The sequence below is a fragment of the Paucibacter sp. B51 genome (assembly GCF_027863535.1).
GTDB lineage: Bacteria > Pseudomonadota > Gammaproteobacteria > Burkholderiales > Burkholderiaceae_C > Paucibacter_A > Paucibacter_A aquatilis.
Genome location: NZ_JAPIVN010000001.1, coordinates 2,711,583 through 2,732,460, shown reverse-complemented (window position 1 = coordinate 2,732,460; position 20,878 = coordinate 2,711,583). Strand labels below are relative to the sequence as shown.

Below are 20,878 nucleotides of genomic sequence, written 5' to 3'. Positions count from 1 at the left end.
TGATCTGGGTTCAGCCAATGACCTTGGCTTCGTTCTTCAGCTTGTCGACCAGGGCGGCCACATCGGCCACCTTGATGCCGGCGCTGCGCTTGGGCGGCTCTTCGACCTTGAGGGTCTTGATGCGCGGGCTCACGTCCACACCCAGATCGGCCGGCTTGACGGTGTCCAGCTGCTTCTTCTTGGCCTTCATGATGTTGGGCAGGGTGACGTAGCGCGGCTCGTTCAGGCGCAGGTCGGTGGTGATGACGGCCGGCAGGCTCAGCTTCACGGTTTCCAGGCCACCATCGACTTCCCGGGTGACGGACACGGCGCCATCGGCCACTTCCACCTTGCTGGCGAAGGTGCCTTGCGGCAGGCCGGTCAGGGCCGCCAGCATCTGGCCGGTCTGGTTGCAGTCGTCGTCAATCGCCTGCTTGCCCAGGATAACCAGCTGGGGTTGTTCCTTGTCGACCAGGGCCTTGAGGATCTTGGCCACGGCCAGGGGCTGCAGTTCGGCATCGGTCTCGACCAGGATGGCGCGGTCGGCGCCGATGGCCATGGCGGTGCGCAGGGTTTCCTGGCACTGGGTGACGCCGCAGGACACTGCGATCACCTCGGTGACCACACCTTTTTCCTTCAGGCGCACGGCTTCTTCGATGGCGATCTCGTCGAAGGGGTTCATCGACATCTTGACGTTGGCGGTGTCGACACCGCTGCCGTCGCTCTTGACGCGCACCTTGACGTTGTAGTCGACCACGCGTTTGACAGGGACCAAGACCTTCATCGATTACTCCAAGGCTAATTGACGTTAACGTTAATCAGATTCTAAGGGGCCACCCGAAGGCGGTTGGGGCATCTTTGCCAACATCGGAGATGCAGCCAAAAAAGCACGATCGTTCTATTCTAAGCATGAAGCCAGAGTCGCGTCAGGCTGCCGCTAGACTGCAGCCCCCAATGAGCATGAGCAGCAGCCCTACCCTCGCCGCGGCACGGCCGCCCACGGCCACCATCGGCGTCTTCGATTCCGGCGTTGGCGGCCTGACCGTGCTGCGCGCCCTGCAACAGGCGCTGCCCCAGGCGGCCCTTCACTACGTGGCCGACGCCGCCCATGCGCCCTACGGCCCGCGCAGCGCCGACTTCATCCGTGAGCGCAGCCTGCGCCTGGCCGACTACCTGGTGAGCCAGGGCGCGGGCATGCTGGTGGTCGCCTGCAACACCGCCACGGCGCACGCCATCGCCACACTGCGCCAGCGCTGGCCCGAGCTGCCCATCGTCGGCACCGAGCCGGGCATCAAACCGGCAGTCGCGGCCAGCCTGGCACGCACCAACGGCCAGCGAGGCTCACGCATCGGCGTGCTTGCCACCGTGGCCACCATCGCCAGCGCGCGTTACCAGGATCTGATCAGCCGGCATGCCGAGGGCATTGATGTCTTCAGCCAGCCCTGCCCCGGCCTGGTCGACCTGATCGAGCGGGGACAGTTGGACACGCCCGAGCTTCACGCCCTGCTGGACCGGCTCTGCCAACCTCTGCGCGAGGCCGGCGTGGACACGGTGCTGATGGGCTGCACCCACTACCCACTGGTGCAGCCAGCCCTGCAGCGCGCCCTGGGCCCTCAGGTACAGCTGCTCAATATCGAAACCGCCGTGGCCCAGCGCGCGGCAGCCTTGTGGGGCAGGCAGGACGAGGAATCCGAAGCCCGCCCCGCCCTGCGGCTGGAAACGACCGGCGAGGCCGCCCGGCTGCAGGATTTTGTGTGCCAGGTCCTGGCCTGGCCGGACGCTCAGGCCGCCCGCGTGCAGGCTTGAGGGCCTCTTGCAGCACGCCAGGGCGGACCCGGGCCAGGGCGCCTACTTCACCTCGCGCGCCAGCTTCAGCATCTGCGAGCTGAGCATCAGGCCGCGCCGCTTGGCCTCGCTGTGGTTGATGCGAAAGGCCATGCCATTGGGCTCCAGCACCAGGGCGATGATGGCGCCGGCCCGAAAGGCCTCGGCGCTGGCGCCGACCACCAGCAAGGGGCTGTCGGTCAGGGCGTCCAGCCAGAGCTGCAGCTCCTGGCGACCGGCAAAGCCCAGCACCAGCACATGGCAGGGCCCGGCCTCGGCCGGTGAACCCAGCACCAGGACCCGCCCGGCAGCCTGACCCATGGGCTTTTGCGCCACCACACGCAAGGCGTCTTGCAGCTCGCGGTCGCCCGCCACGCAGTAGTTGAACTCGCGACCCGGCGGCGGTGGCGGCCACTGCGTGAACTGGGCAAAGCGGTAGATGAAGGCGGCCTTGAGCTGCGCCTCCTCCTGGCCCGGATGCGCCCAGGCCGCACCCGCAGCCCAGAGCAAAGGCAAGAGCCGAAGCCAAGCCAGCCAAGAACTCCGCGCGCGCTTCATGAGCCCACCCGGTGCTTGAACTGCAGGCGAAGCACACGCCCTTCCTGGCGCAGCGGCGGCAAGCCCACATCGGGCTGGTCGGCATAGCTCACACCCGTGAGGTTGCGCAGGCCCAACGACCATTCGCTGTCCGCGCTCTGGCGCCACAGCAGGTGCAGGTGATGCAAGGCCTGGCCGGGCAAGCTGCCGGCAGGAACCTGGCGGCGGCTCATGGCCTGGGTCTGCCAGCCCAGTTGCAAGTCATCACGCCAGAGCGGCTGGCTGTAAGCCAGCTTGAACAGGCGGCGCGGCGAATTGTCGAGCTCGGCGCCACTGCCCAGCTCGCGGCTGCGCTGCAGCGACAAGCCCAACTGCAGGCGCGCGCCTCCGTCCCAGCGCTTTTCCAGGCCCAGCTCCAGGCCGCGGCTGCGCACGACATCGCTGTTGACAAAACTCAGCCCCGTATCCGGCTTCAGCACCTGGCTGATCAAGCCGCTCATGCGTGCACGGTAGAGCGAGGCTCGGTACTGCAGCTGTGGGGTCAGGCGATGCTCCAACGCCAGCTCCAGGCTGCGCGTGCGCTCGGCCTCCAGCACTGGCAAGCCCGGCGCCTGGTTGCTGCGGAACTCGTAGAAGTTCGGCGCCCGGTAGGCACTGCCCTGCATGAGCTTGAGATTGGCCTCCGGGCTCAGCTGCCACACCCAGGCCAGGCGGGGGTTGAGGCGGCTGCCATCGGCGCGGCGGTCATGGTCCCAACGCAGGCCCAGCACCAGACGGTGCTGGGCGTGGAGCTGCCACTCGTCTTGCACAAACACGCCCAGGCGCTCGGACGCCGAGGTGAAATCCAGATCCGGCGGCAGGCCTCTCGCACCCAGAGCGATGCGCTGCAACCGGTCACGCTGCCACTCAAAGCCGCCCAGCACATAGTGCCCGCGCCAGGCAGAGCTGCCCAGGCGCAGGGCAAATTCATCCCACTGCCCCTCGGACAAGGTCTCCAGCTCCAGAGGCGGCCGCCCCGGCTGCTCCAGCGGGTCACGGCGACGCGATTGCAAGACCTTGCTGGAGGCCTCGACCGTCAAATCCCAATTGGCCCCCAGCGCGCCTTCGTAACCCAGGGCCGCGAACTGGTTAAAGTAAATCGAGCGGCCTTGACCGATGCCCGAGCCGGGCCGCGTCGGGTCCAGCGGCGAAGCATTGCCGCGCACGCGCTCGCTGTGGCCGGCACGAAAGCTCCAGCCCGCCATGCTGGCGCGGGCAAGCAGGCGGGTGCCATGGTCCCAGTTGTGATCACGCAGACGATCGACCCTTTCGGCAGGCGCCGGGCTGTTCAAAGGAATGCGGTCCTGCTGAAAGCCCGAGATCGAGATCCAGCCCTCGGCGCCGCTGTCCAGGCGCTGACCGGCACTGGCCTGCCAGCTGCCACCACGCTGTGAATCGAGCGCCAGGCGGGCGCGCAGGCCGGCCAGCTTGTCGGCCCGCTTGGTCTGCACCTGGATCACACCAAAAAATGCGTTATTGCCATACAAGGCCGAGCCCGGACCGGGCGTGAACTCAACCCGGTCGATCAAATCCACATCGACGTAAAACTCGGGCCCGATCAGGGCGGCGTCGAAGATGTTCTCGTTCACGCGCACGCCGTCGATCATCAAAAGCAGACGGGCGTTGAAATCACCGGGCCGGCCCAGGCCGCGCGCAGCCACGTAAACGAAATTGCCATTGCTGGTGGTGAACAGGCCCGGCAGGCAGTTGAGGATGTCGGCCATGCTGCGCAGGCCGTAGGCGCGGATCTCGGCATCGGTGAGCACATAGGTCTGCGCCGGGGCTTGCTCGGCGCTTTGCGCAAAGCGGGAGGCCGTGGACACCTGCACCGCTTGCGGCACGGCTTTGAGGCCCTGGCGCAGCAAGTCCTCCAAACCCAGATCAAGGCCGGCATTGGCTTCGGCCACGGCCAGGCCAGGTTCGCCGGCCCATGCAGGCGGCATCGCCCCGCCTGAACACAATGCCGCGATCAGCAAGCCCCAACCCCAGGCTTGAGGCCTGGCACGGCGCGGCCGAACATGTACCTCAGCTGCCCGCATGACTGGCCCGCCTGAACGTGTTCTTGCCGGCACGCTTGGCGGCATACATGGCCACATCGGCGGCCACCAACAGATGGGCTGCATCGACTTCGTCGGTCGGACAAAAAGCCAGGCCGACCGTGGCGCCGATGGGCATCAAATGCTCGCCCACGTAGAGCGGCTCGCGCACCGCCGCAATCAGGCGCACGGCGAGCTGCTCGGCGGCTGTGTCATTGGGCAAGGTCGGCAAGATCAGACCGAACTCGTCGCCGCCCAAACGGCACAGCACATCGTTGCCGCGCAAGACCCGACTCATGCGCCGCGCCACTTCGCGCAGCACTTCGTCACCGGCCTCATGGCCATGCTTGTCATTGACGGTCTTGAAGTTGTCGAGGTCGATGAACATCAAGGCCATCAACTCGACGTTCTGGCAGCTGACGGCCATGTGGCGCTCCAGCGCCGACTGGAAATACAAGCGGTTGGGCAGCTGGGTCAGGGCGTCGCGGTGGGCCAGTTGCTCGAACTGCTGCCCGGCTTCCTGCTCCTGGCGCAAGCGCAGATTGAGCTCCGCCTGCGTGGTCTCCACACGCTGCAGCATCTGGTTGAAGCGCTCGCTCAAACGCCCCACTTCATCGGGCCAATGCACGGTGGCCCGGCGTGTGAAATCCTGATCCACCGAGACCTGCTCGGCCAGCCGCGACAGCTCCACAATGGGGGCCAGGGCGCGCTGCTGCACCCGACGCAGAACACGCCAGGCGATGGCGATGGCCACGGCGATCAAGAGCGCCGCCGCACTGATCAGCTTGAGCAGCAACATCTGCAGATTCTGCAAACTCTCGCGCAGCACCAGGCTGCCCACCAGCTCACCCTTGAGCCGAATCGGCACCCAGACCTCCACCTCGGCCGCGCGCATGAAACGCAGGCCCTGGCCATGATCCATGCCCGCCGGCAAGGCCGCCGCCGCTGCCGCCATCGAGGCCCCAGGCACCGGCGGCGCCGAAGAAGCCGCCTGCCACTGCACAAACACCTTGAGCGCGGCATTGAAGGCGCGCACTTCCAGCACCTCGCCCCGCCGCACGAAGGCGGCCAGTTCGGCACTGGCTGCGGCCTGATCCTCGAACACCAGCATGGGCGCAAGACTGTTGGCCAAGAGTTGCGCGCTGAGCTCAGCGGCCTGGGCCTGGCGCTCGCGCGCGCCCAACCAGAGGATGGCGGCGATCAGCCCGAAACTGAGCACCATGGCGCTGGACAGCACCTGAAGATTCAGCCGGGTCAGGCGGCGAACCAGCGAATGCTGGAGCTCCCCGGAACGCACTTCGGTGGGGCTGGCAGGCGCTGGCTTGCTGCTGCCGGTCGGGGCCTCGGCCTCCACCGCTTTGGCGGTGGCGCTCTGCTGGTCGCTGCTGCTACTGGCCGCTACGCTCATCGATCTGCCCATGCTCAGCCGGCCGCACAGCGCAGCCAGCGCAAAGGCATTTTTTACCATCGACCGCCGCCGGTCTATCGCAAAAACAAGGGCGCGAGAGCGTCGCTAATGAGCCGTCCGCGGCCTGAGCCGCTGCTGCAGCGGCCGGAGCCCTCTTCAGCTGGCGACCAGGCCGTTGCGGATGGCGTAGACCGTCAGCTCGGAGTTGTTGGCCAGACCCAGCTTCTCCAGCACGCGGGCGCGGTAGACGCTGACGGTCTTGGGGCTGAGCATCAGCTCCTCGGCGATGTCCGAGAGGCGCTTGCCGGAGGCGATCATCACCAGGGTTTGCAGCTCGCGGTCGGAGAGCTTCTGGTGCGCCTGCTCATTGACCGGCGCGGTCAGGCTCTCGACCAGCATTTGCGCGATCTCGGGCGTCACGTACTTGCGGCCCTGCGCCACGGTGCGCACCGCCTGCACCAGCACCTGCGGGTCACCGCCCTTGTTGACGTAGCCGTAGGCCCCAGCGCGCAAGGCGCGGATGGCGTACTGGTCCTCGGGGTACATGGAGACGATCAAGGTGCGGATCGAGGTGCCCTCGTCCTTCATCACATGCAACACATCGAGGCCGCTGCGGCCCGGCATATTGATGTCCAGCACCAGCACATCGACCGCCGCGCTGGGGCCGAGATCGCGCAGCAGGCTGCGCAGCTCGCCGTAGTCGCCGGCCTCGCCGATGACCTCGATGTCGGGCACATCGGACAAGGTGTCGCGGATACCGCGGCGGATCAGCGCGTGGTCGTCACAAAGAATGACCTTGATCATGCGCCCCCCCAGGCCGAAGGGTCGTGGGTGACGGCGGGATGGTCTTCACCGCCGAAACGGTCCAGGCTGTCGGCCTCCAGAGGCACCGAAAGAATCAGGCTCGTGCCCTTGCTGTTGCTGCTCAAGTCCACCCATCCTCCTACCGTGGCAGCCCGCTCATGCAGGCCGCGAATTCCAAAGCTGCGCGCCTTGGCCAAGGCGCCGGCTGCAATGCCCACGCCATTGTCGCTGAGCTCCAGCGTTAGCACGCCCGAGTCCACGCTCAGCTCGATATGCACCCGCGTCGCCTGCGCATGCTTGGAGACATTGGTCAGCGCCTCCTGTGCCGTGCGATAGGCCACCAGGGGCACGCCGGCCGGCAGCTGCATCTGCTCATGGCTGGTGCGCATGGTCGTGATGATGCCGGTGCGGCGCTCGAAGCGCGCCGCCATCCACTGCACTGCGGCCACCAGCCCCTGCTCCAGGATGGCCGGCCTCAGGTTGTGCATGATGCGCTGGCTGGCCTCGATGGCCGAGGTCACCGTCTCCAGCGCTGACTGCACGCGCTGCTGCACGGCCGGGTCTTGCGCATGGCGGTTGATCCAAGCCAGATCAAACTTCAAGGCGGTCAGCGAGCCGCCCACATCGTCATGGATCTCGCGCGCGATCGCCGCGCGCTCCATCTCCACACTGGTTTGCAGATGGCCGGCCAACTCGTGCAGGCGCTGCTTGGACTTGAGCAGCTCGCGATCGGCCTCGATGCGCGCGCGCTCGGACTCGCAGGCCTCGATGGCGTGGAGCAGCGCCGGCGCCAGGCGAGCCAGGTCTTTCTTCAGCAGATAGTCCGAAGCACCCGTGCGCATAGCCGCCACGGCCGTGTCCTCACCGATCTCGCCGGAGACCAGGATGAAAGGCAGGAGGCGCTTGCTCTCCTTGAGCATGTCCAGCACCAGCAGGCCCGAAAAGCCCGGCAGGTTGTAGTCGGAGATCACGGCATCCCAGTTGCCCTCGAGCGCGCGGCTCACCTCGGCCAGGGTGTCCACCCGGTGCAATTCCAAATCCAGACCGGCACGGCGCAGCTGGGCCATGATCAATTGATGATCAAGCTCGGAGTCCTCGATGTGCAGCACGCGCAGCCGGCGATCAGCGGTAGAGATCGTCATGGGGGGCGAGTATGCCGGGATTGCATGACCGTCCCGGCCCGTGTGGCCTGTGTGATGCGAACGAATCTGCAGAGAAGCCACGTCACCCAAGGGTTTACCCTTATATTTCCCATCCAGACCTGGTCGAATCACACAAATAGGCCGCTTATGCGTCCATTGTCCTGTCGACAGTTCCGCAGGAAATGCCGAAGATGCCTGCAAGAACCGGTCACCCTGACGAGCCCGGACTTGATCCCCGCACAGGGTCAGGTCTTGCGCTCCGACAGGTCCATAAGCGTGGAGCAAAGATGCTGATGAATGAAACGCCTGACCCACCCGAGCTGGGAATGACGCCGCTGCTGGCTGCGGCCGAGCTCCAGGATCACCTGATGACGGTCACCAATGACCTGGAGCGTTTGCAACGCCTTCTGGACGACGCCGGAGAGGCCTTGTCCACCCACTTCTACAGCGCCTCCAGCCATGTGCATGGTTTGTTGAACGGCGCCAGCGAGGGCGGCGACGCCCACGCACCGGTGTTGCAGAAAGTCATGCTGGACATCGCCGGGGCCATCACCGCCCTGCAGTTCCAGGACATGGCCACCCAATTGATCGCCCACACCAGCCAACGTCTGCGCAACTGCGCCGACCAACTGGCACGCGACACCTTTGGCGATGACGAAGACGGGGCCACGGTGGTCGAAATCGCACCTCTGCGACCGAATCCGGTCACACAGGATGAGATGGACGCCGGTTCTATCGAATTGTTCTAAAGAAGCTCACAAATTTTCCGAAACCAGCTTGATACCCGGAGAAACAACAATGCACTCAATTCTTGCTGTGGACGATTCGGCCTCGATGCGCCAGATGGTCTCTTTCACGTTGAAGAACGCAGGCTTCAATGTGGTGGAAGCTGTGGACGGACAAGACGCCCTGGAAAAGTCCGGCACGCGCGACTTCGACCTGGTGCTGACCGACCAGAACATGCCGCGCATGGATGGCATCAGCCTGACCAAGAAGCTGCGTGACAACCCGAAGTTCAAGACCACGCCGATCCTGATCCTGACCACCGAGTCCAGCGATCAGATGAAGCAAGCCGGCCGCGCCGCCGGTGCCACGGGCTGGTTGGTGAAGCCCTTTGATCCGGCCAAGCTGATCGAAGTCATCGGCAAAGTCATTCGTTGATGCGCTCACCACACTGGAGTAAAGCATGGGAGATATGACCTCCGAGGGCGCCAGCCTGAGCGCCGGCATTGACCTGAGCCAGTTTTATCAAGTCTTCTTCGAGGAAGCGGCCGAGAACCTCGACACCATGGAACAGCTGCTGCTGAACTTGAATGTCGAAACCGCCGACGACGAAGAGCTCAACGCCATCTTCCGCTGCGCCCACTCAATCAAGGGCGGCGCCGCCACCTTCGGCTTCAGCGATGTCGCGGAGCTGACCCACCAGATGGAAACGCTGCTGGACAAGCTGCGTCGCCACGAACTGCAAGCCACCTCGCCCATGGTCGATGTGCTGCTGCAGTCGGGCGACGCTTTGCGCGCTCAGCTCGGTCGCCACCAGGGCTCCGGCGCGGACGCGGTGGACACCAGCGATTTGCTGGCCAGCATCCGCAGCTTTGTTGAAGGTGAGCAGGTCGCACCCGCCCCGGCCGCCACTCCCGCTCCAGCACCCAAAGCCGCACCAGCGCCCGCGCCCAAGGCCGCCGCGCCGGCCAAACCGACCGCGCGCGAGCTCGAGCTGCAAGTCGGCCCGCTCAGCGACTTGAGCCTGGCCGACAACCTGGTCGAGCTGTTCAAGGAAATCACCGACCTCGGCACCATCGAGCCGCTGGACGGTGGGGTGGCCGCGGACGGCATCCGCCGCTTCAAGATCCTGACCGGCAGCTCGGACAACGACCTGCTGGACCTCTTCACTTTCCACGTCGCCCGTGAACAGGTCAAGCTGACGCCCTTCGGCCCCGGCTTCGGCTTCCACGCCGACGCCCCAGGCGCTCCGGCGGCCGAGGAAAAGGACAACGACCCCGGCTACGGCTTCTTCGACAACGCCCCTGGCGTGCCCGATGCACCGGAAGCCAGCACCGAACTCAAAGTGCAGGCCGAAGTCGCCAAGCCGGTGGTGGCCGCGGCCCCTGCCGTAAAGGCCGAGGCACGCCCGGCTGCCGCAGGCATGGAGCAATCCACCCTGCGTGTGTCCATCGAAAAGGTGGATCAGCTGATCAACCTGGTCGGCGAGCTGGTGATCACGCAAGCCATGCTGGCGCAGAACAGCCGCGACCTGGCGCCGGGCCTGTACCAGCAGCTGGCCTCGGGCCTGGCCGATCTGGAGCGCAACACCCGCGACTTGCAAGAGTCGGTGATGTCGATCCGCATGATTCCCATGTCGGTCGTGTTCAACCGCTTCCCGCGCATGCTGCGCGATCTGGCCGCCAAGCTGGGTAAGAAGGTCGAGCTGGTCACCCAGGGTGAAGCCACCGAACTGGACAAGAGCCTGGTCGAGAAGATCACCGACCCGCTGACCCACCTGGTGCGCAACAGCTGCGACCACGGCATCGAGCAGCCGGCCGACCGGATCGCCAAGGGCAAGCCCGAGCAAGGCACCATCACCCTGGTCGCTTCGCACCAGGGTGGCTCCATCGTCATCGAAGTGCGCGACGACGGCCGTGGTCTGAACCGCGAGAAGCTGATCAAGAAGGCCCGCGAAAAAGGCATCGACGCGCCCGACACCATGACCGATGCCGAGGTCTGGGGCCTGATCTTCGCACCTGGTTTCTCCACTGCCGACCAAGTCACCGATGTGTCAGGCCGCGGCGTGGGCATGGACGTGGTGAAGAAGAACATCACCTCGCTGGGCGGCACGGTCGAGATCGATTCCGCCGAAGGCTATGGCATGAAGGTCTCGGTGCGTCTGCCGCTGACCCTGGCCATCATGGACGGCATGAGCGTGGGCGTAGGCGAGGAAGTCTACATCCTGCCGCTGTCCTCGGTGGTCGAGTCCTTCCAGGTGCAAGCCGACACCATCAAGACCGTGGCCGGTTCCGGCCGCGTGGTTGAGGTGCGCGACGAGTACATGCCGGTGATCGGTCTGGAGACCATCTTCAACGTGCCCCGCTTCGACTTCGAGCATGTCTCTTCCATCATGGTGGTGGTCGAGGCCGAGGGCGGACGTGTGGCCCTGCTGGTGGACGAGTTGCTCGGCCAGCAGCAGGTGGTGGTCAAGAACCTGGAAGCCAATTACCGCAAGGTCAATGACGTCTCGGGCGCCACCATCATGGGCGATGGACGGGTGGCGCTGATTCTGGACGTTGGCAGCCTGGTGCGCCGCTCGCGGCACTGAACGCCCGGGCCTGAGCGCATTTTCGAAATGAACGATAGAGGTAATCGATGAACCTGAGCGCCATGCTCCGCATGTTCAGCATCCGCACCCGCATGATCGGAGCCATTGCCATGGTTTTGACACTGCTGGTGATCGTTGGCGGCGTCGGGCTGTACGGCATGAACTCGCTGCGCGGCCAAAGCAAGCAGCTGGCCGACAAGTCCGTGGTGGATGCCAAGCACATGACCCTGATGATCCAGGCCATGGGCAATCTGCGGCGCTTTGAGAAGGACATGGTCATCACACATGCCCAACCCGATGAGATCAAAAGCTATCACCAGAAGTGGGATGAGGCCCGCAAGGCCCTGGAAGAAAACATCAAGGCATTGATGGTCGGCCACGATGACGCCAACAACCGCGTCATGGGTCAGATCATGCCTCTGATGACGGACTATGTTGCCAAGGCTCAACCGGTTCTGGCCCAGCTTGAAACCGGCAGCGTCACCAGCGCGGCTGAAGCGAACAACGCATTGAAAGCCGCCAAGAACCATGCCCAAGAAGCAGAGAAGCTGCTGAATGAGCTGCGCCATTCTCTTGAGCAGGATACGGCGAAATCGCTGCAGGCGAGCGAGTCCACCCAGAGCACTGTGTTTACCGTGTTCATTGCCGTGCTGATTCTCAGCTCGGTGATCGTGGTACCGCTGACCCTGCTGAACATGCAGAGCATCTGTACGCCCCTGGCCGAAGCCGGTGCGCTGGCCGATGCGATTGCCAAGGGCGATCTGACCATGAGCGCTCGCGAGGTGGTGGGCCAGGATGAGGCTTCGCACCTGATGAACTCGCTGCAGAACATGCAGCAGGCCCTGCAAAGTCTGGTTGGCCATCTGCGCATCTCGGCGGACAGCATTCGTACCGCCTCCGTCGAGATCGCCACAGGCAACCAGGATCTGTCCGGCCGTACCGAGCAGACCGCCTCCAACCTGCAGCAGGCAGCTTCTTCCATGGTTCAGCTGACCGGCACCGTCAAGCAGACTGCCGACTCTGCACGCACCGCCAACCAATTGGCCAACTCGGCCTCGGGCGCCGCGGCCAAGGGCGGCGAGGTGGTAGGCCAGGTCGTGGCCACCATGGACGAGATCAACGCCAGCTCCAAGAAGATCAGCGACATCATCGGCGTGATCGATGGCATCGCCTTCCAGACCAACATCCTGGCCCTGAACGCCGCCGTGGAAGCAGCGCGTGCCGGTGAGCAAGGCCGCGGCTTTGCCGTGGTGGCCAGCGAAGTGCGCAGCCTGGCCCAGCGCAGCGCCGAAGCGGCCCGTGAGATCAAGACCTTGATCGGGGCCAGCGTCGAGCGGGTGGAAACCGGCTCGCGTCTGGTGCAGGAAGCCGGCAGTTCCATGACCGACATCGTCACCAGCGTGCAGCGCGTCAGCGACATCATTGGCGAGATCTCGGCCGCGGCCAGCGAGCAGAGCGACGGTATCGGTCAGGTCAATCAGTCGGTGGTACAGCTGGACCAGATGACCCAGCAGAACGCGGCCCTGGTTGAAGAGTCGGCGGCGGCGGCGGAAAGCCTCAAGGACCAGGCCGAACGCTTGGCTGAAGCGGTCGATCGCTTCAAGGTCAAAGCCGATGCCAAACCCGCCTCGGCGACCGGCTTCGGCGCCGGCAAATCGCTGGGCAGCGTGAAATCTTCCGGCAAAAAAACCGCTGCGAGCAGTTCGGGCGGCAGCCTGGGGGCCAGGAGCGGGGCAAGCTCCAGCCACCATGGAGCGCAGGCATCGAGCAAGACCTCAGCCAGCCCGCGCCCAGCAACATCGGCCACGAGCACGGCTCCAGCCTCGGCTCGTGCGCCGGCCCCGGCCCGCGCACCGGCCCCGCAGCCGGCACAGGCCGAAGGCGATTGGGAATCTTTCTGATCACCGCCTCCTCGATTCAAGAGCAATTTGTCAAACCCGCACACCACACGAGGTAAGCCATGGAAACCACCCGAGACAACGTGCCGGCCTTGCGCCAGGACACTGGCAACCTGGCCCTGAAAGCGCACGGCCCGGCCAGTGGCGAATACCTGACCTTCCGTTTGGGTGCCGAGGAATACGGCATCGACATCCTGAAGGTTCAGGAAATCCGCTCCTATGAACCGCCCACCCGCATCGCCAATGCGCCGGACTTCATCAAGGGCGTGGTCAATCTGCGCGGCGTCATCGTGCCCATCGTTGATCTGCGCTTGAAGCTGGGCTGTCCCAGCGCCGAGTACAACAGCTTCACCGTGGTGATCGTGCTCAATGTGCGCAACCGCGTGGTCGGCGCGGTGGTCGACTCGGTCAGCGATGTGCTCGAACTGAATCGAGATGCGATCCGCCCGGCGCCAGAAATGAGCTCGGCCTCGGTCGACACCAGCTTCATCACCGGCATCGGCACCGTCAGCGAGCGCATGTTGATCTTGATGGACATCGAAGGCCTGATGAGCAGCGCCGACATGGGCTTGATGGACTCCCTGGCCATGTAAGCCTATCCCGCGCCGGCCCAGGTAGCGGGATGCCATGACCCGCTGCCGGATCACGCAGCGGCGCACCACTCTTCGAAGACTTCGTTGGAGCAGCAAAATGGCATCAGGTGTGACCTCGATCGCACGGCGCGTCTCTCTGGTGGGCGTGATCGCCCTGGCCGCCTCACTTCTGACGGTCAGCGGCGCTGTCAGCATCCTCCTCACCCGCGTCGCCCATGACCGGGTGACCAGCTGGGTCGGCGACAAGACCCAATCCCTGGTCGATTCGATGACGGCCATGGACGATGTGGCCAAGACCATGGTGCAGCAGAGCTATGGCACCTTCCGCCAGGAGTTCGGTCCGGTCTTCCAGCTCGACGAAAGCACCGGCGACCTGCGCGACTGGGGCCCCAAGCTCAACGGCAACACCACCCAGGTCGACAAATTCGCCGGCACCACAGGCGGTGCGGCGTCGATCTTCGCCCTCAAGGGTGATGACTTCATCCGCATCACCTCTTCGTTGAAGAACGCAGCCGGCGAGCGCAACACGGCGCCGCTGGGCAAAAGCCACCCCGGCTATGCCACGCTGATGCAGGGCAAGCCCTTCGCCGGCCGGGTGGTGCTGGAGGGCAAGGTTTACATGGCCTACTACGACCCGATCAAGAGCGAGGCAGGCAAGATCATCGGTCTGCTGGCCATTGCCCTCGATATGGAGGGCTTCCAGAAGGCCATGGACAAGATGGCGGCTGATGCCAAGTTCTTCGAATCGGGGGGTACCTATGCCGTGGCCGCCGATGCCGACGGCAAGAATGCCCGCCTGGTCTCCCACCCCACGGCCAAGAACAAGCTGGCCAGCGAGGTGAGCCCCGAGTTCGACAAGTTCATGGCGGCCCTGATCGCCTCCAAGGACGGCGTCGTTGAGGACGCACCTGACGTGCTCAATGGCAAGGGCGGAAGCTATTTCGCCGTCGGGCGCCGCAACCCGCAGGGCGGCTTCTGGATCATTGCCCAGGTATCGCCGAGCGAGTCCATGGCCTCGCACTGGGCCACCATGGTGCCCTTCTGGATCATGCTGACCCTGACCACGGCCGGCCTGGGCTTCGGCCTGTTCTGGATGATGCGCAATTGGGTCAGCAAGCCGCTGAGCGATTTGACCGAGGCGATCAGCTCCATCGCCCAGGGTGACTTGTCGGCCTCGGTGAGCAGCCAGCGCCATGACGAAATCGGCCTGCTGATCCAGCAGACCGAAGCCATGCGAGGGCGCTTGGCAGAGACCATCGGTACCGTGCGGCAGTCCTCCGACTCGATCGGCACGGCCAGCGCCGAGATTGCCTCGGGCAACCAGGACCTGAGCCAACGCACCGAACAAACTGCGTCGAACCTGCAACTGGCCGCCTCCTCCATGGCCGAGCTGACTGGCACAGTCAAGCAGACCGCCGACTCCGCCATGACGGCCAACCAGCTCGTATCCTCGGCCGCCAGCGCCGCAGCCAAGGGTGGTCAGGTGGTGGGCCAGGTGGTGGCCACCATGGACGAGATCAACACCAGCTCGCGCAAGATCAACGACATCATCGGCGTCATTGATGGCATTGCCTTCCAGACCAATATCCTGGCCTTGAACGCGGCCGTGGAAGCGGCGCGCGCGGGCGAACAAGGTCGCGGCTTCGCTGTGGTGGCCAGCGAGGTGCGCAGCCTGGCCCAGCGCAGCGCCGAAGCAGCCAAGGAGATCAAAACCCTGATCGGCGCCAGCGTCGAGCGCGTCGAAGTAGGCTCGCGCCTGGTCAACGAGGCCGGCAGCTCGATGACCGACATCGTGTCCAGCGTGCAGCGCGTGCAGGACATCATTGGTGAGATCACCGCGGCCGCCAGCGAGCAAAGCGAGGGCATCGGCCAGGTCAATCAATCGGTGGTGCAACTGGACCAGATGACGCAGCAGAACGCCGCCCTGGTGGAGGAATCCGCCGCCGCCGCCGAAAGCCTGCGCGATCAGGCCCAGCGCCTGATTGAAGCCGTGTCGGTGTTCCGCCTGGCACAAGGCCACCATGTAGCGAGCACAGCGCCGAGCCGTCGACCTGCACCGCAAAGCTCCACAGCCAATGCCACGGGCACTACCAAGGCGAAACCGGCAGCCTCAACTTCGCATCGTGCTGCGAACAAGACGAGCACCACGGCAAAAGCGAGCAGCAAGCCGACCGGCGGCGAGAGCACCAGCCCCCCTGCCCCGGCCCCTGCGCCCTCAGCCCGCTCGGCACCCGCGCCCGCTCCACGTGCTTCGACCCCAGCCGCTCAAGAAGGAGACTGGGAAAGCTTCTGAGCCTGCATCCGTTTCGTCGTTCCCCCGCATCTCCAGCAAGGACTCTTCTTCATGTTTGATTCCATCAAGACACGCTTGACCGCGCTGAGCATTGTGGTGGTGGTGCTCACCCTGAGCCTGGCCACGATCGCCAACTATGTGATCGTCCGCGGTCACACCTACACCACCGAGCTGGCCAGCCTGGATGCCTTGGCGGCGGGCCGCGCGGCGGCCATCAACCAATGGGTGACCATGCAGCGCGACATCGTCACCTCCATGGTGCCGGCCGCGGCCGAGGCCGACCCCAAGCCCTATTTGGTGCAGGCGGCCAAGTCAGGCCGCTTGGAGGCAAGCTATATCGGCCATGCCGACAAGCGCATGCTGTTCAACACCCCCCAGGAACTGCCGCCCGGCTATGACCCGACCGGCCGCCCCTGGTACACCCTGGCCTCCAATGCCAGCGGGCCGGTGATCACCGAGCCCTATATGGACGCCGCGCGCAAGCTGCTGGTGGTGACCTTCGCCGTGGCCGTCAAGGAAGGCGGCAGCACCAAGGCTGTGGCGGCCACCGATGTGTTCCTGAACGAGGTCTCGGCCACGGTCAAGGCCATCAAGCCGACGCCGAATGGCTTTGCGTTCCTGATGTCCAGCAAGGGAACCTTGGTCGCCCACCCGAATGCCGAACTGGCCCTGAAGCCGGTCAGCGAGCTCTCCCCGCAGTTAGACGCCAAGGCCCTGAAACAGGTGCAGGAAGCCGGAGCACCCTGGGTCGATGCCACCATCGGCAACCAGGACTTCCTGCTGCGCGGCGTGGCCATTCCCAACACCGACTGGGTGCTGGTGGTGGCAGCCGATCGCAGCGAAGCGCTGGCCTCGCTGAGCTCGCTGCTGCGCACCGCGGCCATCGTCCTGATCGTGGTGATGGTGCTGGCAGGCGCGCTGATGACCACGGTGATCTCCACCATGCTCAGTGGCCTGGACCGTGTGCGCGCCGCGCTCGACGAAATCAGTGCCGGTGGCGGCGATCTGACGCAGCGCCTGCCCGAGGCCGGCCGCGACGAGATCTCGCGCATTGCCGGCTCCTTCAATATGTTTGCCGAGAAGATTCAGCGCATCCTGCTCGATGTGCGCTCCGCCAGCAATTCCATCTCCACGGCCTCCAGCGAGATCGCCCTGGGCGCCCAAGACCTGTCGCAGCGCACCGAGCAAACCGCCTCCAATCTGCAACAGGCGGCCTCGTCGATGGAGCAACTGACCGGCACCGTGCGCCAGACGGCCGATGCCGCGCAGACCGCCAATCAGCTGGCCTCCTCGGCCTCCTCGGCCGCGGCCAAGGGCGGTGAGGTCGTCAGCCAGGTGGTCACCACCATGGACGAGATCAACAACAGCTCCAAGAAGATCAGCGACATCATCGGCGTGATCGATGGCATCGCCTTCCAGACCAATATCCTGGCCTTGAACGCGGCCGTGGAAGCAGCGCGAGCCGGCGAACAAGGCCGCGGCTTCGCCGTGGTGGCCAGCGAAGTGCGCAGCCTGGCTCAGCGCTCGGCCGAAGCCGCCAAGGAAATCAAGGGCCTGATCGGCGCCAGCGTCGACCGAGTCGAAGTGGGCTCCAAGCTGGTGGAAGCGGCCGGCGCCTCGATGAACGACATCGTCTCCAGCGTGCAACGCGTGACAGACATCATCGGCGAGATCACCGCGGCCGCGAGCGAGCAAAGCGATGGCATCGGCCAGGTCAATGGCGCCGTGGTGCAGCTCGATCAGATGACGCAGCAGAACGCAGCCCTGGTGGAAGAATCCGCAGCCGCCGCGGAAAGCCTGAAGGATCAAGCCCATCGCCTGACCGAGGTGGTTTCGGTGTTCCGTCTGGGCAGCGATGAGGGCCATGCGCGCAGCGCCGCCAGCGCCCCACGCCCGGCCAGCAAGCCGGCCGGTAGCGCCAGCAGCAGCGGCAGCAGCCACAATGGCAGCGCACACTTCACCAGCAAGCCTGCTGCTGCCAAAGCCCCTGCGGCCAAACCTGCCGCGCGGCCAACACCTTCGGCAAGCAGCAGCACGCCCGCGCCGGCTCCTGCAGCCAAGCCGGCGGACAACGACGACGACTGGCAGTCCTTCTGAGTGCCTGCCGCTGGCTGAGCCAGCGCAGCGGCAGCACCAACATCAGAATCATCAAAGCGGGCCGCATCAAGCGGCCCGCAGTCATTTCCGGCCCGGCATAAACGAGGAAGCCCCTGGAAGCGGTTGCCCCGCCCTGCCCTGCGTTCGCAGCTACTGTGTGTCGGCCTCGCGCAAGGTCTGCATCACCGGCCGGCGCAACACGCCGCGCAGGCTCCACCATCCCGCCAACTGGGCCAGCACGGCACCGGCCAGCATGCTGAACAACGGCACCCAGAAGTTCAAACTCCAGGCAAAACCGAAGACAAAACGCGCCAGCAAGGCGCCCAGCAAAACGGCCACCGCGCCGGCCAAGAAGCCGGCCAGAGCGCCCACCCCCAGCAATTCGGCGCGCTGCACCCGGGCCAGCAACTGGGAGCTGGCACCCAGCGCCCGCATCAAGGCGAATTCGCGGGTGCGGGCCTCGCGCGTGCTGCCCACCGAGGCCAGCAGCACGACCAGGCCGGTGGCCAGCGTGAAGCCGAACAAGAGCTGCACCGCCTGGATCACTTGGTTCAGCACCGACTGCACCTGCTTGAGCTGGGCCGACACATCGACCACGGTCAGATTGGGCATGGCACGGCTGAGCTCGCGATCCAGGCTCGATTCGGCCGGCGCATGGAAGGCAGACACCCAGCTGGCGGGCAGATCGGCCATGGTCTTGCGAGGAAACAGCACAAAAAAGTTCACCCGCATGGAGGACCAATCGACCTTGCGCATGGAGGTGATGCGCCCCTCCACCGGCAGGCCAGCGACATCAAAACGCAGGCGATCACCGAGCTTGAGCCCCAGGGTTTCGGCCAGGCCCTGCTCCACGCTCAGACCATCGGCCTCGTCCACCACCCATTGACCTTGAACCACGCTGTTGTGCGACATCAGCTCGGCGCTGTGGCTGAGGTTGAACTCGCGCTCCACCAGGCGCTGCGCCCGCTCGTCCTTGTACATGGCAGGCTTGACGGTCTGATCGTTGATGCTGAGCAGGCGGCCGCGAATCATGGGAAAGAGGTCGTAGGTCTTGACGCCCGCCCCCTCGATCTGCGTGCGGAAGGCCGGCACCTGATCACCCTGCAAATTGATCACAAAGCGGTCGGGCGCATTGGCCGGCGTGGCCTTGAGCCAGCTGTCAATCAGATCGGTGCGCAGCAGCACCAACAGCGCCAAAGCCAGCAAGCCCACGGCCAAGGACGAAACCTGCACGACGGCAAAGCCCGGCCGCGCCGCCACCTGGCGTGTGGCCAGAAGCAGCCAACGCGGCACGGCCGCACTGCCAGCCGCCTGCCCACTCAAGGGCACCCAGCGTTTGAGCACACGCACCGCCAGCCAAGCCATGCCGGCAAACAGTCCCAACGCCAGCGCAAAGCCGCCGGCGGCAATCAAGCCCAGGCTGAGTTCACCGGCCAGCACCATCAAGATGCCCGCGAAGCCGAGCACGCCGGCCACCAGCACCAGCGTCGAACCGGCCTTCAGACCGCCCATATCGCGCCGGATGACGCGCAGCGCCGGCACCGCCGCCAGTTGCAACACCGGCGGCAGACCGAAACCCATCAAGAGGCTCAAACCCAGGCCCAGGCCCAAGGCCGCGGGCCAGAACGAAGGCGCGGGCAGGCTGACCTCAAACAAACCCGAGAGCAAACCCACGAAGGCGAAATGCAAGCCCAAGCCCAGCAGCACACCGATCACACTGGCCATCAGGCCTGCCAAGGCAAACTCGATGCTGTAGGCCCAGGCGATGCGGCGCTGCGCCTGGCCCAAGACGCGCAGCATGGCGCAGTCGTCAAGATGCCGGCCGGCGAAATCACGCGCGGCCAGGGCCACGGCCACCGCGGCCAGCAGGGCCGAGAGCATGGCCACCAGCTTGAGAAACTTGGTCGCCCGGTCCAGGGTCTGACGCATCTCGGGGCGGCCGCTGTCCAAGGAGTCCAGCCGCACGCCGCGCCAGGCCGAAGCCTCGATCAAGGCCTTGGCCCGCTCCACAAACTGAGCCACCGCCTGAGCCGGAGGCGCCGGCCGCTCGGCGCGAGACAGGGCCGCCACGGCCAAGCGATAGGTCACGCGACTGCCAGGCTGAATCAGGGCCGTGGCAGCCAGATCGGCATCAGACATCATCAGGCGCGGCGCAAAGTTCAAGAAACCAGCCCCTCGGTCAGGCTCGGTGACGATGACGCCGCCGACCTTGAGCGATGCATCACCGAGTAGAAGGCTGTCACCGAGCCGGATCTGCAGCGCATCCAGCACCGCAGCATCCACCCAGACCTCTCCCGGCTTGGGTGCGCCGACCCGCCGCCCATCGGCCAGCAGCAAATGGCCGCGCAGGGGATAGGCCGCCCCTACCGATTTCACCGCCACCAGTCGGTTGCGCCCACCCTGGGCCTCGGTGGCGCGCGCCATGCTGGGGAAGTTGGCACTCAGCGTTGGGGTCAGGCCCAGCTCCTGTGCCAGATCCTGCAAAACCTGGGGCACTGGTTGATCGGCCAGGAGCACGGCATCGCCGCCAATCAGCTGCGCGGCATCACGGCGCAAGCCCTGCTCCAAACGGTCGGAAAGAAAGCTCACCGCACACAAGGCCGCCACGGCCAAGGCCACGGCCACCATCAGCAGGCGCAGCTCGCCGGCGCGCCAATCTCGCCAGAGCTGGCGCCAGGCCATGTGCATGACATGGGGTGGCCGTGCCGTGGGCAGCGTCAACAGTCCGGGGGCAGCGGAGGCGGTGGTGCTTGAATTCATGAGGCGCACTGTAGCGAGTCCCCGAGAGCACTGCTGTTCGTCAGGCCTTCTGGCAGCACTCAGGCCGGCTGGTGGGCTTTGAAGCAGAACGCCATGCAATCGCGCTGAATGCTGTGTTCAAGCGCTTGCAGCCCTGAACCTGGCGGACGGGCGTC

The 20,878-nt window shown here is 65.3% G+C and carries 15 protein-coding genes; 8 read left to right on the top strand and 7 right to left on the bottom strand.

The window, feature by feature from the left end:
- Window positions 1–10: 10 nt before the first annotated feature.
- Window positions 11–763, bottom strand: coding sequence for an electron transfer flavoprotein subunit beta/FixA family protein (locus tag OOB33_RS11715; protein ID WP_102767278.1), 753 nt, complete (start codon window positions 761–763; stop codon window positions 11–13).
- A gap of 176 nt (window positions 764–939) precedes the next feature.
- On the opposite strand from OOB33_RS11715, the gene murI reads away from it, so the two are divergent.
- On the top strand, window positions 940–1,785 hold the full coding sequence (gene murI / locus OOB33_RS11710; protein WP_271008791.1) for a glutamate racemase: 846 nt from the start codon (window positions 940–942) through the stop codon (window positions 1,783–1,785).
- A gap of 42 nt (window positions 1,786–1,827) precedes the next feature.
- Here murI and OOB33_RS11705 read toward each other — a convergent pair whose 3' ends face one another.
- The 5 genes from OOB33_RS11705 to OOB33_RS11685 all read right to left on the bottom strand — a co-directional run bounded on the left by OOB33_RS11705 (window position 1,828) and on the right by OOB33_RS11685 (window position 7,769).
- Window positions 1,828–2,319, bottom strand: coding sequence for a YfiR family protein (locus tag OOB33_RS11705; protein WP_271008790.1), 492 nt, complete (start codon window positions 2,317–2,319; stop codon window positions 1,828–1,830).
- A gap of 38 nt (window positions 2,320–2,357) precedes the next feature.
- Window positions 2,358–4,322: a TonB-dependent receptor plug domain-containing protein gene (locus OOB33_RS11700; RefSeq protein WP_271008789.1), complete on the bottom strand. Its 1,965-nt coding sequence runs from the start codon at window positions 4,320–4,322 to the stop codon at window positions 2,358–2,360.
- A gap of 82 nt (window positions 4,323–4,404) precedes the next feature.
- Window positions 4,405–5,823, bottom strand: a complete 1,419-nt coding sequence (locus tag OOB33_RS11695) for a sensor domain-containing diguanylate cyclase (protein ID WP_271008788.1) — start codon at window positions 5,821–5,823, stop codon at window positions 4,405–4,407.
- Between the two features lie 156 nt (window positions 5,824–5,979).
- Window positions 5,980–6,627 (bottom strand): response regulator, encoded by a 648-nt coding sequence (locus OOB33_RS11690; RefSeq protein WP_102767281.1) that lies wholly within the window; start codon window positions 6,625–6,627, stop codon window positions 5,980–5,982.
- Window positions 6,624–7,769, bottom strand: coding sequence for a hybrid sensor histidine kinase/response regulator (locus OOB33_RS11685; protein WP_102767282.1), 1,146 nt, complete (start codon window positions 7,767–7,769; stop codon window positions 6,624–6,626). The genes OOB33_RS11690 and OOB33_RS11685 overlap by 4 nt, the downstream gene beginning before the upstream one ends.
- Window positions 7,770–8,062: 293 nt before the next feature.
- Between OOB33_RS11685 and OOB33_RS11680 the strand changes: the two genes are divergently transcribed.
- From OOB33_RS11680 to OOB33_RS11650, 7 genes are all read left to right on the top strand, one after another.
- Window positions 8,063–8,518 (top strand): hypothetical protein, encoded by a 456-nt coding sequence (locus OOB33_RS11680; RefSeq protein ID WP_333780326.1) that lies wholly within the window; start codon window positions 8,063–8,065, stop codon window positions 8,516–8,518.
- Window positions 8,519–8,567: 49 nt separating this feature from the next.
- Window positions 8,568–8,930, top strand: coding sequence for a response regulator (locus OOB33_RS11675; protein ID WP_102767284.1), 363 nt, complete (start codon window positions 8,568–8,570; stop codon window positions 8,928–8,930).
- 25 nt (window positions 8,931–8,955) lie between these two features.
- A complete protein-coding gene (locus tag OOB33_RS11670; RefSeq protein WP_102767285.1) occupies window positions 8,956–11,082 on the top strand; it encodes a chemotaxis protein CheA in 2,127 nt (708 codons plus the stop codon).
- A 47-nt stretch (window positions 11,083–11,129) separates the two neighbouring features.
- A complete protein-coding gene (locus tag OOB33_RS11665) occupies window positions 11,130–12,983 on the top strand; it encodes a methyl-accepting chemotaxis protein (protein ID WP_271008787.1) in 1,854 nt (617 codons plus the stop codon).
- Between the two features lie 59 nt (window positions 12,984–13,042).
- Window positions 13,043–13,573, top strand: a complete 531-nt coding sequence (locus OOB33_RS11660) for a chemotaxis protein CheW (protein WP_102767287.1) — start codon at window positions 13,043–13,045, stop codon at window positions 13,571–13,573.
- 97 nt (window positions 13,574–13,670) lie between these two features.
- Window positions 13,671–15,866, top strand: a complete 2,196-nt coding sequence (locus tag OOB33_RS11655; protein WP_271008786.1) for a methyl-accepting chemotaxis protein — start codon at window positions 13,671–13,673, stop codon at window positions 15,864–15,866.
- A gap of 51 nt (window positions 15,867–15,917) precedes the next feature.
- Entirely contained in the window at window positions 15,918–17,963 is a 2,046-nt protein-coding gene (locus OOB33_RS11650) for a methyl-accepting chemotaxis protein (protein ID WP_271008785.1), read from the top strand.
- A gap of 150 nt (window positions 17,964–18,113) precedes the next feature.
- Here OOB33_RS11650 and OOB33_RS11645 read toward each other — a convergent pair whose 3' ends face one another.
- Window positions 18,114–20,723, bottom strand: coding sequence for an ABC transporter permease (locus OOB33_RS11645; RefSeq protein ID WP_442953000.1), 2,610 nt, complete (start codon window positions 20,721–20,723; stop codon window positions 18,114–18,116).
- Window positions 20,724–20,878 lie beyond the last annotated feature (155 nt).

Excerpts from the sequence above, each read along its gene's own strand:
- OOB33_RS11695 (WP_271008788.1), bottom strand. The coding sequence starts at position 5,823 with ATGAGCGTAGCGGCCAGTAGCAGCAGCGACCAGCAGAGCGCCACCGCC.
- OOB33_RS11690 (WP_102767281.1), bottom strand. The coding sequence starts at position 6,627 with ATGATCAAGGTCATTCTTTGTGACGACCACGCGCTGATCCGCCGCGGT.
- OOB33_RS11650 (WP_271008785.1), top strand. The coding sequence starts at position 15,918 with ATGTTTGATTCCATCAAGACACGCTTGACCGCGCTGAGCATTGTGGTG.
- OOB33_RS11665 (WP_271008787.1), top strand. The coding sequence starts at position 11,130 with ATGAACCTGAGCGCCATGCTCCGCATGTTCAGCATCCGCACCCGCATG.
- OOB33_RS11680 (WP_333780326.1), top strand. The coding sequence starts at position 8,063 with ATGAATGAAACGCCTGACCCACCCGAGCTGGGAATGACGCCGCTGCTG.
- OOB33_RS11715 (WP_102767278.1), bottom strand. The coding sequence starts at position 763 with ATGAAGGTCTTGGTCCCTGTCAAACGCGTGGTCGACTACAACGTCAAG.
- OOB33_RS11700 (WP_271008789.1), bottom strand. The coding sequence starts at position 4,322 with ATGCCGCCTGCATGGGCCGGCGAACCTGGCCTGGCCGTGGCCGAAGCC.
- OOB33_RS11670 (WP_102767285.1), top strand. The coding sequence starts at position 8,956 with ATGGGAGATATGACCTCCGAGGGCGCCAGCCTGAGCGCCGGCATTGAC.
- OOB33_RS11675 (WP_102767284.1), top strand. The coding sequence starts at position 8,568 with ATGCACTCAATTCTTGCTGTGGACGATTCGGCCTCGATGCGCCAGATG.
- OOB33_RS11655 (WP_271008786.1), top strand. The coding sequence starts at position 13,671 with ATGGCATCAGGTGTGACCTCGATCGCACGGCGCGTCTCTCTGGTGGGC.
- OOB33_RS11660 (WP_102767287.1), top strand. The coding sequence starts at position 13,043 with ATGGAAACCACCCGAGACAACGTGCCGGCCTTGCGCCAGGACACTGGC.
- OOB33_RS11685 (WP_102767282.1), bottom strand. The coding sequence starts at position 7,769 with ATGACGATCTCTACCGCTGATCGCCGGCTGCGCGTGCTGCACATCGAG.
- murI (WP_271008791.1), top strand. The coding sequence starts at position 940 with ATGAGCAGCAGCCCTACCCTCGCCGCGGCACGGCCGCCCACGGCCACC.
- OOB33_RS11645 (WP_442953000.1), bottom strand. The coding sequence starts at position 20,723 with ATGAATTCAAGCACCACCGCCTCCGCTGCCCCCGGACTGTTGACGCTG.